Source organism: Salegentibacter sp. (genome assembly GCF_041642575.1).
In the GTDB taxonomy this organism is placed as follows: domain Bacteria; phylum Bacteroidota; class Bacteroidia; order Flavobacteriales; family Flavobacteriaceae; genus Salegentibacter.
In genome coordinates this window covers 38,926-53,390 of record NZ_JBEPWD010000003.1, presented here as the reverse complement: position 1 = coordinate 53,390, position 14,465 = coordinate 38,926, and the positions used below count along the sequence as shown (strand labels likewise).

12 protein-coding genes are annotated in these 14,465 nt (G+C 39.2%); 6 read left to right on the top strand and 6 right to left on the bottom strand.

Annotated elements, in window-relative coordinates; all coding sequences use genetic code 11:
- The first annotated feature begins 233 nt into the window (after positions 1 to 233).
- Entirely contained in the window at positions 234 to 1,322 is a 1,089-nt protein-coding gene (gene dinB, locus ACESK1_RS01555; protein ID WP_372917221.1) for a DNA polymerase IV, read from the top strand.
- 62 nt (positions 1,323 to 1,384) lie between these two features.
- On the opposite strand, the gene pyk is transcribed toward dinB, so the two are convergent.
- The 5 genes from pyk to ACESK1_RS01530 form a co-directional block, all read right to left on the bottom strand.
- On the bottom strand, positions 1,385 to 2,815 hold the full coding sequence (gene pyk, locus ACESK1_RS01550) for a pyruvate kinase (protein ID WP_372917219.1): 1,431 nt from the start codon (positions 2,813 to 2,815) through the stop codon (positions 1,385 to 1,387).
- Positions 2,815 to 3,303, bottom strand: a complete 489-nt coding sequence (locus ACESK1_RS01545) for an IPExxxVDY family protein (protein WP_372917217.1) — start codon at positions 3,301 to 3,303, stop codon at positions 2,815 to 2,817. Before ACESK1_RS01545 ends, pyk begins: the two co-directional genes overlap by 1 nt.
- 115 nt (positions 3,304 to 3,418) lie before the next feature.
- Positions 3,419 to 4,150, bottom strand: coding sequence for a ribonuclease III (rnc, locus tag ACESK1_RS01540; protein ID WP_372917215.1), 732 nt, complete (start codon positions 4,148 to 4,150; stop codon positions 3,419 to 3,421).
- Positions 4,151 to 4,161: 11 nt separating this feature from the next.
- The gene (gene fabF / locus ACESK1_RS01535) at positions 4,162 to 5,415 is read right to left on the bottom strand and encodes a beta-ketoacyl-ACP synthase II (protein ID WP_372917213.1); all 1,254 of its coding nucleotides are present in this window, start codon (positions 5,413 to 5,415) and stop codon (positions 4,162 to 4,164) included.
- 13 nt (positions 5,416 to 5,428) lie between these two features.
- Positions 5,429 to 5,665: an acyl carrier protein gene (locus ACESK1_RS01530; RefSeq protein WP_013069791.1), complete on the bottom strand. Its 237-nt coding sequence runs from the start codon at positions 5,663 to 5,665 to the stop codon at positions 5,429 to 5,431.
- 147 nt (positions 5,666 to 5,812) lie between these two features.
- Here ACESK1_RS01530 and ACESK1_RS01525 point away from each other — a divergent pair, with 147 nt between their 5' ends.
- The 4 genes from ACESK1_RS01525 to ACESK1_RS01510 all read left to right on the top strand — a co-directional run bounded on the left by ACESK1_RS01525 (position 5,813) and on the right by ACESK1_RS01510 (position 9,850).
- Positions 5,813 to 6,412 carry a phosphoribosylglycinamide formyltransferase gene (locus ACESK1_RS01525; RefSeq protein WP_372917211.1) on the top strand — a complete coding sequence of 200 codons (600 nt, stop codon included), beginning with the start codon at positions 5,813 to 5,815 and terminating at the stop codon, positions 6,410 to 6,412.
- Positions 6,412 to 6,879, top strand: a complete 468-nt coding sequence (gene rnhA, locus ACESK1_RS01520) for a ribonuclease HI (RefSeq protein ID WP_372917209.1) — start codon at positions 6,412 to 6,414, stop codon at positions 6,877 to 6,879. Before ACESK1_RS01525 ends, rnhA begins: the two co-directional genes overlap by 1 nt.
- Positions 6,880 to 6,958: 79 nt before the next feature.
- Positions 6,959 to 7,882 (top strand): PfkB family carbohydrate kinase, encoded by a 924-nt coding sequence (locus ACESK1_RS01515; RefSeq protein ID WP_372917207.1) that lies wholly within the window; start codon positions 6,959 to 6,961, stop codon positions 7,880 to 7,882.
- A gap of 69 nt (positions 7,883 to 7,951) precedes the next feature.
- Positions 7,952 to 9,850 carry an amidophosphoribosyltransferase gene (locus ACESK1_RS01510; RefSeq protein WP_372917205.1) on the top strand — a complete coding sequence of 633 codons (1,899 nt, stop codon included), beginning with the start codon at positions 7,952 to 7,954 and terminating at the stop codon, positions 9,848 to 9,850.
- A gap of 673 nt (positions 9,851 to 10,523) precedes the next feature.
- Here the strand turns inward: ACESK1_RS01510 and ACESK1_RS01505 are convergent.
- On the bottom strand, positions 10,524 to 11,132 hold the full coding sequence (locus ACESK1_RS01505; RefSeq protein ID WP_372917203.1) for a superoxide dismutase: 609 nt from the start codon (positions 11,130 to 11,132) through the stop codon (positions 10,524 to 10,526).
- A gap of 179 nt (positions 11,133 to 11,311) precedes the next feature.
- Here ACESK1_RS01505 and ACESK1_RS01500 point away from each other — a divergent pair, with 179 nt between their 5' ends.
- Positions 11,312 to 14,443 (top strand): UvrD-helicase domain-containing protein, encoded by a 3,132-nt coding sequence (locus ACESK1_RS01500; protein ID WP_372917201.1) that lies wholly within the window; start codon positions 11,312 to 11,314, stop codon positions 14,441 to 14,443.
- Positions 14,444 to 14,465: the final 22 nt, after the last annotated feature.

Below are 14,465 nucleotides of genomic sequence, written 5' to 3'. Positions count from 1 at the left end.
CGGGAATTTTAGTCTTATAAATATACATTTTATTTTTTCCGAATTAAAAGAAATTCAGTCCCTCTCCATTAATCCTAAATAGCTGAATTTTATAAAGTATCCGGAAATGAAAATGATTTTCGGGATGGAAAGTTAGCGAACTGCTCCGGGATTAATCCAACCAATTACTTTATCGGCGCTTTAAGCCTGGCAAAGTGAAGTTTCATTAAATTTACATCGTGGAAAAGGAGTTGATGAAAAGAAAGATCATCCATATAGATATGGACGCGTTTTATGCCTCTGTGGAACAATTAGACAATCCCGAATTAATTGGAAAGGCTATAGCCGTGGGTGGTAGTTCGCAGCGTGGCGTTGTAGCTGCTGCCAGTTATGAAGCACGTAAATATGGTGTAAAAAGTGCCATGAGCAGTGTGATGGCTAAACGCAACTGTCCTCATTTAATTTTTGTAAAACCCCGTTTTGAGAGATACCGGGAGATCTCTCAGCTAATACGCCAGATCTTCCTGGAATATACAGATCTGGTAGAACCGCTTTCATTGGACGAAGCCTATCTTGATGTCACCGAAAACAAAAAAGGAAATCCCAGTGCGACGCTTGTCGCAAAAGAGATTCGGGAGAAAATCAAAGAGAAGACCGGTTTGAATGCTTCCGCAGGAATATCTATCAATAAATTTATCGCAAAAATTGCCAGCGATTTTAATAAACCGAATGGACAAAAAACGGTGAATCCTGAAGAAGTTGAAGAATTTTTAGAAGCATTAGACATACGTAAATTCCACGGCGTAGGAAAAGTTACCGCCGAAAAGATGTACTTAATGGGCATTTTTACCGGCAAGGATTTAAAAACAAAAAGCCTTGAATATCTAACTGAAAAATTCGGGAAAAGCGGCGCACATTATTTTAATGTGGTTCGGGGCATTCACTTTAGTGAGGTTAGACCAAACCGAATAAGAAAATCGCTTGGCGCCGAACGCACATTTAACGAGAATATCTCTTCGGAAATTTTTATGCTGGAAAAACTGGAAAACATCGCCGAAGAAATCGAACGCCGACTAACAAAAAGTAAAGTGGCGGGCAAAACCATAACCCTGAAGATAAAATATAGTGATTTCAGCCTGCAAACCCGGAGTAAAACTATGTCTTACTTCATCTCGGATAAAGATTTGATTCTGGAAATTGCTAAAGAGCTTTTATATCAGGAAAAGATGAAAAATTCGGTGCGGCTTTTGGGGATTTCCCTTTCCAATTTAAATACAGATAAAGGCAGTAAAACTTCCGAAGTAAAAAAAGAGGTAGAGGTACAGCTGAAGTTTGAATTTTAAAATAAAAGCAAAAGCCACCAGTTTCATAGAAATCAGTGGCTTTTCAGTATAATTTTTTTCTGTTATTCTATTTCAGAAACTCTTAGGGTGTTTACCATCCCTTTATCGGCGATAGGCATCGCGGCCAGGTTAACAACATAGTCACCATGTTGCACAAAACCGTTCTCTTTGGCGATTCTGTTGATATCATCTATTGTCTCATCGGTGCTAACAAATTTGTCATAATTAAAAGCTTTCACTCCCCATAACAGGCTTAATTGAGAAAGAATACGATCATTGGAGGTAAAAACCAGAATGTGCGATTCAGGTCTCCATGAGGAGATCTGGAATGCAGTATAACCAGAGTTTGTCAATGTACAAATGGCCTGGGCCTTAATTTCATTGGCCATATGCGCCGCATGATAACAAACCGATTTGGTGATGTATCTTTTGGTACGAATATGTGGTGGATCGTGAGGTACTTTAATAAGCGGAGAGTTTTCCACACTTTCAAGAATTTGCGTCATTTTTTCAATAACCTGCACCGGATACTGCCCAACAGAGGTTTCACCACTAAGCATTACAGCATCGGCACCATCCATAACAGAGTTTGCCACATCGTTAACCTCGGCCCGGGTTGGGGTAAGGCTCGTGATCATGGTTTCCATCATTTGAGTAGCGATAATCACCGGTATTCTAGCTTTTTTAGCGGTTAACACCAGTTTCTTCTGAATAAGCGGCACTTCCTGAGCCGGGATCTCTACTCCAAGGTCTCCACGAGCTACCATCAGGCCATCGCAGTAAGCAACGATCTTTTCAATATTGGCTACTCCTTCAGGTTTTTCAATTTTGGCAATAATCGGAATTTTATATTCACTATGCTCTTTAATCAATTTCTGAAGTTCCATGAGGTCTTCGGCATGACGCACAAAAGACAGTGCCATCCAGTCTACCTGCATTTCACAGGCGAACTTGGCATCCTGTATATCCTTCACGGTTAGTGCAGGAAGAGAAATATTTGTATTAGGAAGATTTACTCCCTTTTTAGATCTCAATGGACCACCCTGAATAACCTTGGTTATAACTTCATTCTTTTTGTTAGTAGATACCACTTCAAAAATAAGCTTCCCGTCATCAAGTAGAATTCTTTCTCCTGCCTGCACATCACTTGGGAAAGTATCATAATTCATAAACACTCTTTGAGCGGTACCTTTAAATTCTGTTCCGGTAGCGAAAGTGATTTGGTCACCTTCAGATACCACAACTTCATCTTTCATAACCCCTACCCTGAGTTTTGGGCCTTGTAAATCGGCCAGGATAGAAGCGTTATAACCAAATTCTTCATTGAGTTCCCGTATCATTTTGATACGTTCTTTCACATCATTATAATCGGCGTGAGAAAAATTAATTCTGAACACATTTACTCCGGCCTGGAGCATTTTATTTAAAATTTCTTTAGAACTCGTTGCCGGTCCTAGGGTGGCAACGATCTTTGTTTTCTTTCTTGTTGGCATTATTCAAAAATTAAATTTTGTTTTGATTTTAATTGCTCTGCATCAATCTTATGCACGGCAATTACCTGGGGAATCTGGCTAATAATATTAACCAGTTTATTAAAATGTTGGTCGGGCAGATCCTCTTCTATCTTCAGAAAAAAATCCACTTTATTATACTCGGGAATAAGATTAATTTCCTGGGGCCTTACTTCTTCTTCGGCAAATAAGGAACCCGCATTCAATACCCTTGAGGGTTGACCCTTAAATTTGTTGGCAACCAGATTATAGCTGTGAAAAGTTTTAGGGTCTTTAAAAGTAAATCTTGCATATTGGGCCTCAATACTCTGATGCATGAAATCCACATCTTCTCTTTCTCTCTTTAACTTCAGTTTTAAATGCTTATTCAGCAAAAATGCCATTTTGAAATCTTCAATAGAACAATAAATAGCAAGGAGTTTAAAGAGGTCTTCTTCCACCTCATCCAACAACATTTTATGCGCCTGCATAAGTCTTCTACTTTATGGATAAAGATAAAATAAGAATAAGAAAAATGAGGCTTAACTGCGGAAAAATTTCACAATTTTCTACGAAAACGTTATAGCTTAGAACAATTCTCTAAAATCAGGTAATTATATTTTGGAGTGCATAATAAGCCCTTTTAGAGGCTTTCTCTTCGGCTTTCTTTTTGGAAGTGGCCCGTGCCTTTGCCACCACCCTGTTATCAATTCGAAGCTTAACTGCAAAATGTTTGATCTCATCATTTCCGGTGTCTTCGTAAATCTCGTAGTTGAATTCCTTTTTTTCCTTCTGGCACCATTCGATGAGAAGGCTTTTATAGCTTATTACTCTTCCCTCGAGTTGCTCAATATCGACATAAGGATCTATAACCCGCTCATAAATAAAGCGCTTACAATATTTATAACCCCTATCAAGATAAATAGCCCCTATTAATGCTTCAAACAGATTTCCATGAATATTTACACCAAATTGATCTATAGGAATATTGGTTTTTACATGATTGATGAGGTCCAGATCCCTCCCTAGTTCATTAAGATGTTTACGGCTCACAATTTTTGATCGCATTTTGGTAAGGTAACCTTCATTACCACCGGGAACTGCTTTAAAAAGATGAGAAGCAATTACCGCACTAAGCATGGCATCACCCAGGAATTCCAACCTTTCAAAACTAATAGCGTTCCCCAATTCATCTTTGATATTAAGAGATCTATGAGTAAAAGCCTTTCGGTAAGGCGCCAGGTTCTTGGGTTTGAAACCAAGGATCTGGGTTAAGATCATAAAAAAATTCCCGCCTTTAGAAGATCGGGAATTTAATATGTTTCGGATAACGCTCATTTTAAGAAATGTTACTCATCCAGCTTTTTAAAGATCACACAAGCATTATGACCACCAAACCCAAAGGTATTGCTCATCACCAGCTTAACATCACGCTTTTGCGCTTTGTTAAGTGTAAGATTTAATTCAGCATCAATATTCTCGTCGGGGTGTTCATGATTTATTGTTGGAGGCACAATTCCGTATTTCATAGATAAAATAGCTGAAATAGCTTCTACGGCTCCGGCGGCTCCTAACAAATGCCCCGTCATAGATTTGGTTGAATTAATGTTTATATTCTTCGCGTGTTCACCAAAAACCTTTACAATTGCTTTAAGCTCAGCTACATCTCCAAGGGGAGTTGAAGTTCCGTGAGTGTTGATAGCGTCGATATCTTCAGGATTAAGTCCCGCATTCCTGAGGCAATTTTCCATTACCGCCACTACTCCGTTTCCTTCAGGATGAGGGGCTGTCATATGGTATGCATCAGAAGAGAGACCGCCACCTACAACTTCGGCGTAGATCTTGGCACCACGTGCTTTGGCATGTTCGTATTCTTCCAGGATCAAGGCTCCTGAGCCTTCGCCGAGAACAAAACCGTCCCGGGTGGCATCAAAAGGTCTTGAGGCAGTTTCAGGGCTCTCATTTCGGGTAGAAAGCGCATGCATAGCATTAAAACCTCCCATTCCCGCAATAGTTACCGCAGCCTCTGAACCACCTGAAACGATCACATCGCTATATCCTAAACGGATGTTGTTTAGCGCATCGATCATCGCATTCGCTGCAGAAGCACAAGCAGAAACCGTTGTATAATTCGCCCCCATAAACCCATGTCGAATGGAGATATTACCAGGGGCAATATCTGCAATCATTTTAGGTATAAAGAAAGGATTGAATCGGGGAGACCCGTCGCCATTGGCGTAATTAATCATTTCGTCCTGAAAGGTTTCCAATCCACCAATTCCGGCCCCCCATATTACACCAACCCGATACTTATCTATAATATCCAGATCGATGCCGGAATCTTTTATAGCTTCATCTGAAGCTACAATGGCATATTGGGCAAACCTGTCCAACCTTCTTACTTCTTTTCTGTCGAAATAATCCAGCGGATTAAAGTTTTTGAGTTCACAAGCGAATTTGGTTTTGAATTTTTCGGTATCGAAGTAAGTAATGGGAGCACTCCCGCTTTTTCCGTTCACCAAGCCATCCCAATATTCTTCAATATTGTTTCCAATGGGGGTTAGGGCACCAAGGCCCGTGACTACAACTCGCTTTAACTCCATATAGTCTATTGGTTTATTTTTTTGCGTCTTCAATATAAGAAATTGCCTGACCTACTGTGGCAATGTTCTCAGCCTGGTCATCAGGAATCTGGATGTCGAATTCCTTCTCAAATTCCATGATCAATTCCACAGTGTCCAATGAATCAGCACCCAAGTCGTTGGTGAAGCTGGCTTCGTTTACAACTTCGTTCTCGTCAACACCTAACTTGTCAACGATAATCGCTTTTACTCTTGATGCAATGTCTGACATAATATTTTATTTTAATTTTGTTTAGGAGGCAAAAATAAAAAACTTTATTTTAAAACCGATTTTTACTTTAAAAATGTGAATCTAATTTACATATTTTTCCCTGAAAGCCCTTAATTTTACACTTTATTAATTATTAACAGCATCGATTTGAGCCTACAACCTAACAGTACTCCACGCCAAATTGTGATATTTGCCTCGGGGACCGGCACAAATGCCGAAAATATCATCAAATATTTTCAGGATTCTCCATTAGCGAGGGTAGTTGCTGTTTTTTCAAACCGAAAATCGGCTAAAGTGCTTCGAAAGGCACACGATCTCAAAGTTAAAGCCCTTTATTTTGACCGGGATGCTTTGTACAAAAGCAATGAAGTATTGCATGTGCTGAAAGACATTCAACCAGACCTCATCGTATTAGCTGGTTTTCTCTGGGTTTTCCCGAATAAAATCCTGGAAGAATTTCCTGATAAAGTGATAAATATCCACCCGGCACTTTTGCCAAATTACGGCGGTAAAGGTATGTATGGAGAAAAAGTTCACGAATCGGTAATCAATAATAAAGACGAGGAAAGCGGAATCAGCATTCATTATGTAAACGATAAATATGATGAAGGCGAAATCATTTTTCAGACAAAAACAAAGATCGATAAAGACGAAACCCCTGAAAGTTTAGCCGAAAAAATTCATCAGTTGGAATATAAACACTTCCCACAGGTGATCGAGCAACTCCTTCAACAAAACCAAGAATAGTGCAGCAACCCCAGGTTTACATTTATACCGATGGTGCCGCGAGAGGAAATCCCGGCCCCGGAGGATATGGAATTGTCATGGAATGGGTAGGCAAGGCCTACCGAAAAGAGTTCTCAAAAGGCTTTAAACACACCACTAACAACAGGATGGAGCTTAGAGCTGTAATTGAAGCGCTGAAAAAGCTAAAACAGCCCGGATTAAAGGTTGTGGTTTTTACCGATTCGAAATATGTTGCTGATGCCGTGGAAAAAGGCTGGGTCTTTGGTTGGGAAAAGAAAGCTTTTAAAGATCGAAAAAATGCAGATCTCTGGATTGAATTCCTAAATGAATACCGCAAACACCACGTGAAATTCAAATGGATCAAGGGCCACAATGAACATCCTCAAAATGAACGCTGCGATGCCCTGGCCGTAGCTGCATCTAAAGAGAAAAAACTACTTATAGATCAAGGGTTTGAAAAAATTTAAGCTTCAGTAAAGCGATCTGAATTTAGGTTTATCCCTTGAAAAACAAACTGTATATTTGCAGCACATTTTAAAACCCGTTATGAGTAAATTATTGATTGTAGGCACCGTAGCCTTTGATGCGATTGAAACCCCTTTTGGTAAAACAGATAAAATTCTTGGTGGAGCAGGGACTTATATTGGCCTCTCGGCTTCCCAGTTTAATGTAGACAGTGCAGTAGTTTCTGTAGTAGGAGACGACTTCCCTCAAAAATATCTGGATCTGCTTACAAATAATAATATAAATATTGACGGTATCGAGATCGTTAAAGGAGGCAAAACCTTCTTCTGGAGCGGTCGTTACCATAACGATCTAAATACCAGAGACACCCTGGATACCCAACTTAACGTGCTCGCAGATTTCAAGCCCGTGGTACCTTCGGCATATAAAGATGCTGATATCGTTATGCTGGGAAATCTTCATCCTCTTGTTCAGCTAAGTGTTCTGGAACAAATTGAAAGCCCAAAATTAGTGGTTCTCGATACGATGAATTTCTGGATGGACAATACCTGGGATGACCTTCTTAAGGTTATTGAAAAGGTTGACGTCATCACGATTAACGACGAAGAAGCCCGTCAACTTTCGGGGGAGCACTCATTGGTGAAAGCAGCAAGAAAAATCGAAGAACTAGGCCCTAAATATATAGTGATCAAAAAAGGAGAACACGGGGCGTTGTTGTTTCATGAAGAGCAGATATTTTTCGCTCCCGCCCTTCCGCTCGAGGAGGTGTTTGATCCAACCGGAGCCGGAGACACTTTTGCTGGTGGCTTCGCAGGATATCTGGCCAAAACAGAGGATATCTCTTTTGAAAATATGAAAAACGCCATTATTTATGGGTCTAATCTCGCTTCCTTCTGCGTAGAGAAGTTCGGCACGGAGCGGATGCAGGAATTATCCCCGTCGGAAGTTCAGCAGAGACTGGAAGCTTTTAAAAAGCTCACCCAATTCGAAATAGAAGTAAGTTAAATATACGGCCCTGTAATTGCAGGGCTTTTTTTGTGACCAAGTGAAAACAATAATCCAGGAACAACAATTATGAGTGATGCCATAAAACATGAATGCGGAATTGCCCAGGTCCGTCTTTTAAAGCCACTTGAATATTACAAGGAAAAGTACGGCACCGCCTTTTACGGCATAAACAAGATGTATTTATTGATGGAAAAGCAGCATAATCGTGGCCAGGATGGCGCCGGTTTTGCCAGCATTAAATTAAATACAAGTCCGGGAGATCGCTACATTAGTCGGGTAAGATCTAATGCAGCACAACCCATTCAGGATATTTTTGAGCAAATTAATGACAGGATAAATGCTGAAATCAAGGAAAATCCTGAATACGCCAATGATGTCGCACTTCAGAAAAAACATATCCCTTACATAGGAGAAGTTTATTTGGGCCATGTGCGCTACGGGACTTTTGGCAAAAACAGCATTGAAAATGTGCACCCTTTTCTTAGACAAAATAACTGGATGCACCGTAATCTAATCGTAGCGGGTAATTTTAATATGACCAATGTCAACCAGCTTTTCAATAATCTTGTTGATTTGGGACAACATCCAAAAGAACGTGCTGATACCGTTACCGTCATGGAGAAGATCGGGCATTTTCTTGATTCTGAAGTTCAGAAACTTTATAAGAAACTAAAAAAACAAGGCTATTCTAAAGTAGAAGCTTCCCCCATGATTGCCGAAAAACTTAATGTAGTTAAGATCCTCAGGAAATCTTCTAAGAACTGGGACGGCGGTTACGCAATGGCAGGGCTCCTGGGCCATGGTGATTCTTTCGTACTTAGAGATCCATCCGGAATCAGGCCTGCTTATTATTATAAAGACAACGAGGTAGTAGTAGTAGCTTCAGAACGACCGGTGATCCAGACTGCATTCAATGTAGATTATGATGATGTGAAGGAATTGGAACCCGGTCACGCGATAATCACCAAAAAGGACGGTTCGGTCTCTATTCAGCAAATTCTTGAACCTCTTGAGCGAAAAGCCTGTTCTTTTGAACGTATTTATTTTTCCCGCGGAAGCGATGCCGAAATCTATAAAGAACGTAAAATGCTGGGGCGTCTTCTTATGCCTGAGGTGTTGAAATCGATTAAACACGACACCATAAATACCGTTTTTTCCTTTATACCAAATACCGCTGAAACATCATTCTATGGAATGGTTGAAGCTGCCCAGGATGAATTGAACAAACAGAAGAACGAGGCTATTCTTGCCGAAAAGGAAACGCTAACCGATGCCAGGCTTCAGGAAATACTTGCACACCGCCTGAGAACAGAAAAAATAGCCATTAAAGATGCTAAGCTTCGCACCTTCATTACTGAAGATAGCAGTAGGGATGATTTGGTGGCTCACGTTTATGATGTGACTTATGGAGTTGTAAAACCGGAAGACAGTCTCGTAATTATTGACGATAGCATTGTTAGAGGGACAACACTTAAGAAAAGTATTATTAAAATGCTGGATCGGTTGAATCCAAAGAAGATTGTAATTGTATCCTCGGCGCCACAGATTAGATATCCGGATTGCTACGGAATAGATATGGCCAGACTGGAAGATCTGGTAGCTTTTAGAGCAGCTTTAGAACTACTAAAAGATCATAATAAATATGAGATAGTAGAAGATGTTTATAAAAAATGCAAGGAACAGGTAGATCTGGAAGACCATGAAGTAGAAAACTTCGTAAAGGAGATCTATGAGCCTTTCACCGATGAACAAATTTCAGATAAAATCGCTGAACTGATAAGTGAACCCACGGTAAAAGCGAAGATAAAAGTGATCTATCAGACCGTTGATAATTTACATAAAGCTTGCCCGAAAAATCTTGGGGATTGGTATTTTACAGGTGATTATCCAACATTTGGCGGTAATAGAGTGGTGAATAGGGCCTTCATCAACTTTTTTGAAGGAAATAAGGACAGAGCCTACTAGTATATTGCTGTTTATCAAATATTTATGCGCTTTATCTAAAATATTTTTCAACCAGAATTTTCCGGCTTATATTCGTAAGACCATAACATAAGTAGGTTAAGTTCATGGTAGATTTGGGGCAAAAAAAGGTGGATGAACAATCCGCCTTTTTTTATGCTCCAAACTTAAATAAGCATATAACTGTGATGCACTCAATACCTTCAAAAATATAAGTATTTTCCTACAACTTTATTTCAGCTAAAGGTGTTCAACAAATATTTAAGCTATTGGGCTAAAAGCATTTGCAAAAATAAAATCCTGTTGTATATTAGCTAAGCCATAACATAAGTAGGTTAAGTTCATGGTAGATTTGGGGCAAAAAAAGGTGGATGAACAATCCGCCTTTTTTTATGTTCGATTTCCAGGTGCTCTAAAAAAATAATCCCTCTCTTACACTTTTTTCTTATGAACTACCTATAAACTAGTATTTTGGTAGTTCATCTAAAAATGTTTTCAGAACCTATTTTTCTTCCTATCTTGGTAAGACCATAACATAAGTAGGTTAAGTTCATGGTAGATTTGGGGCAAAAAAAGGTGGATGAATAATCCGCCTTTTTTTATTGGGACTAATTTCTATAGCACATAAAAAAAGGCTACCGAATCGGTAGCCTTTATAAATTTTAGAACTTAATCTCTATTTTTCTTTTGCATATCTGCTCGCAACTTCTTTCCAGTTAATCACATTAAAAAATGCGTTGATGTAATCTGGACGACGGTTCTGATAGTTTAAATAATATGCGTGCTCCCATACATCAAGTCCCAGAATTGGAGTACCACCACAACCTTTCTCCGGCATTAATGGATTATCCTGATTTGCTGTTGAACAAATCTCTAATTTACCTCCGGGATGAACACATAACCAGGCCCAACCAGATCCAAACTGTCCGGCACCGGCTTTTGCGAATTCATCTTTAAAGGCTTCAAAAGATCCAAAAGCATTATCAATTGCTGAGGCAAGTTCACCATCGGGTTTTCCACCACCATCAGGAGACATGATTTCCCAGAATAAATTGTGATTGTAATATCCACCTCCGTTATTCCTAACAGCTTTATTTGACATATCCAGATTTTCCAGAATATTCTCAATGGTTTTTCCTTCCAGGTCGGTACCTTTTATAGCGTCGTTAAGTTTACTTGTATAACCTGCATGATGCTTACCATGGTGAATTTCCATGGTTCTTGCATCTATATGTGGTTCCAATGCATCAAATGCATATTTTAGTTTCGGTAATTCGAAAGCCATAGTTTTATATATTTTATTGTGATTAGTATTTAATTCTCCCAAATTTAAGTATTAAGGAATGTACTAAAAATATTTTTCTGTTATAAAATACTTAAAAGCACGGAAGCTTTGGCAAACAATTTTATTTTACCTTTATGTTTCTGTCCATCAATTAAGATTTCACCAAACAATACTGATTTTTGAAAAATACTTTCAATATTTATAATGCATCCGCGGGTTCCGGAAAAACCTTTACCCTGGTCAAGGAATATCTTGTTTTACTTTTCAATTCCTCCAGGCCAGATGCGTATAAAAATATACTGGCCATAACCTTTACCAATAAAGCGGTGGCAGAGATGAAAACAAGAATCATCACAAGTCTGCATAACTTCTCAAAATCTCCGGTCCCTGAAGCTTCTAGCGGGCTCTTCGAAGCCATCAGAGAGGCCACAGGAATGTCGGGTGAAGAGATTCAGCAGAAATCTGCCAGAATTCTAAAAAATATCATTCACAATTACGCGGCTTTTGAGATCTCTACAATAGATGGTTTTACCCAGCGAATCCTGAGAAGTTTTGCCAAAGACCTTGGTTTATCGGTTAATTTTGAGATTTCTCTAAACACCGAGCAAATTCTGCTTGAAGCCGTGGAAGCTTTAATTGCTAAGGCGGGAACCGATAAGACCCTGACAAAAATTCTTACTGAATTTGCCCTAAGTAAAACCGATGAGGAAAAAAGCTGGGATATAACCAAGGATCTCTTTGAAATTTCCCGGTTACTTACCAATGAAAACAATCAACATCCTCTGGCGAAATTAAAAGGTAAAAGTCTCGCCGACTTCGAAAAGTTTTCCAAAAAGATAAAAGCCGAAAAGGAATCCACAAAAGAAATCATCCATAGTTCAGCGGATATTTTCTTCGGAATAATGCAGGACCATAACCTGGAATTTTCAGATTTCACCAGGAAATCACTCCCTAATTATTTTCAGAAATTAAAGGAGGAAAAGTTTCCTGCAGATTTCTCTTCACAATGGATAGAAAACCTGGAAATATCCCCACTTTATAACAAAACCCAAAAAGAGGAGAAAAAATCCCTTTTAGACAGTCTTCAGCCACAGCTTTGTGAACTATTTAGAGCTTCAGAAAAAGCTATCTATCAATTGGATTTTCTCAGTGAAATAGAGAAAAAACTGGTGCAGCTTTCCCTTTTAAACGCTATCAATCAACAGGTTGAAATCATTAAGAAGGAGCGTAACCTTTTGTTGATCTCAGAATTCAACCCATTGATAAGCGCCCAGGTTAAAGACCAACCCGCGCCTTTTATATATGAGAAACTCGGGGAACGCTATCAGAATTATTTCATAGATGAATTTCAGGATACCTCCCAGATGCAGTGGGAAAATCTGCAACCATTGGTGGAGCATAGTCTTTCTGCTGAATCAAAACCGGGGGAACCGGCCGGACTTATGCTGGTAGGAGATGCCAAACAATCTATTTATCGTTGGCGTGGAGGTAAAGCCGAGCAATTTATTGACCTCTATAATCTTAAAGAAAAACCTTTCAGTATAAAACAAAAAGTAGAAGATCTCCCCGATAATTATCGCAGCGGGGGTGAAATTGTGAACTTCAATAATAATCTTTTTCAATATGCCTCGAATTCTTTGCGGCATCCCAGTTACAGCGAACTTTTTGTAAAAAGTAAGCAAACACCAAAAAAAGAAAATTATGGATACGTAGACATTTCATTTATTGAAGCAAAAACCAGTGAGGAAGAATTTAATATCTATCCTGAAAGAGTTCTGGAAATAATCAAAAATCTGGAAGAGGAAAAATTCCCTAAAAGCGATATTTGCATTCTCACCCGCAGAAGAAAAGAGGGAATTGCCATTGCGAGTTATTTAAGTGAGCAAGGAATCCCTGTAGTTTCCTCGGAAACCCTTCTGGTAGCTAATTCTCCGGCCGTTAATTTCATATTACATCTGCTTGCTTTTTCTATCAACCCCAAGGATGATAATCTTAAGCTGGAACTTTTTAATTTTCTTCAGGAAAAACTTCAGCTGGAGGAACCGCACCAAATTATAAGCGAGAATTTGAAGTATCATGAAGATGCTTTCTTCAACTGGCTTAAGGAATATGATATCCATTTTAGTCTGGAGGAGATGAAAAACCTCTCCTTATATGAGGCAACGGAATATATAATCAGAAGTTTTTCGCTGGTAGATACTTCTGATGCTTACATTCAGTTCTTCCTGGATTATATTTTTGAAACAACTCAGAAATCCATTACGGGCATTGCCGATTTCCTCGACCTTTATGAACAAAATAAAGAAAAGCTCAGTATTGCAGTTCCTGAGGAAGGAAATGCGGTCAAAATAATGACTATTCATTCTTCTAAGGGTCTGGAGTTTCCGGTAGTGATCTATCCTTTTGCCAACTCTGATTTTCAGGATACCCGAATGGATTCCCTTTGGCTGGACCTCCCTGAAGCATTGAATAAAATTCCAGTGAGCTACATTAGTGCCTCAAAGAAAATGCTCAATTGGAGTGAAAATGCTTCCGCCGTATTTCAGGAATTGCTTGATCAAAAGGAACTCGACACTCTTAACGTGTTGTATGTTGCCTGCACCAGGGCTTCAGAACAATTGTATATCCTTTCAAAATTGGATACCGATAAGAATGGAATAGAAAACCCTGCGAAGGTTTCCGGATTATTAATAGGTTTTCTAAAAGAGGCAGGGAAATGGGCAGAAGGACAACTCCAGTATACCTTTGGAAATCTTCCTCAACTGCGACCGGGGGCAAAGGGCTCTACAAGCCAGGTACAAGAACACTTTTATTCCACACCTACTGAAAATCAGGCAGTACATATAGTCACAAGATCAGGTTCATTATGGGATACCCAGCAGGAAGAAGCCATTGAAAAGGGTGAAATCATCCATGATATTCTAGCGCAAATCAACACAAAAGAAGATGTAGATCAAGCTTTGGACCAGGCGGTTCTTGATGGAATTATTACTCAGGAAGCAAAACCAATAATCGGAAAAGTGATCAATTCTGTCATTGACCATCCTGACTTGAGGGAATTCTTTGAACCTGGAATCTCAAATTTGAATGAGAGAGACATTCTTATAGATCACGGAAAAAGACTCAGACCAGACAGGCTTAATTTTAAAGATAAAGAAGTGACTATTCTGGATTATAAAACCGGCGGTTTTAAGGAACAACACGCCATGCAAATAAAAACTTATGGTGAAACACTGGAAAATATGGGGTTCAGAACAAATAAAAAGATCCTTGTTTATATTAACAAGAAGTTAAGCCTTGAGTATGTATAAAAAAGATGTGTAATTTTGTGAA

Excerpts from the sequence above, each read along its gene's own strand:
- ACESK1_RS01510 (WP_372917205.1), top strand. The coding sequence starts at position 7,952 with ATGAGTGATGCCATAAAACATGAATGCGGAATTGCCCAGGTCCGTCTT.
- fabF (WP_372917213.1), bottom strand. The coding sequence starts at position 5,415 with ATGGAGTTAAAGCGAGTTGTAGTCACGGGCCTTGGTGCCCTAACCCCC.
- ACESK1_RS01530 (WP_013069791.1), bottom strand. The coding sequence starts at position 5,665 with ATGTCAGACATTGCATCAAGAGTAAAAGCGATTATCGTTGACAAGTTA.
- ACESK1_RS01545 (WP_372917217.1), bottom strand. The coding sequence starts at position 3,303 with ATGCAGGCGCATAAAATGTTGTTGGATGAGGTGGAAGAAGACCTCTTT.
- pyk (WP_372917219.1), bottom strand. The coding sequence starts at position 2,815 with ATGCCAACAAGAAAGAAAACAAAGATCGTTGCCACCCTAGGACCGGCA.
- ACESK1_RS01515 (WP_372917207.1), top strand. The coding sequence starts at position 6,959 with ATGAGTAAATTATTGATTGTAGGCACCGTAGCCTTTGATGCGATTGAA.
- rnc (WP_372917215.1), bottom strand. The coding sequence starts at position 4,150 with ATGAGCGTTATCCGAAACATATTAAATTCCCGATCTTCTAAAGGCGGG.
- dinB (WP_372917221.1), top strand. The coding sequence starts at position 234 with ATGAAAAGAAAGATCATCCATATAGATATGGACGCGTTTTATGCCTCT.
- ACESK1_RS01505 (WP_372917203.1), bottom strand. The coding sequence starts at position 11,132 with ATGGCTTTCGAATTACCGAAACTAAAATATGCATTTGATGCATTGGAA.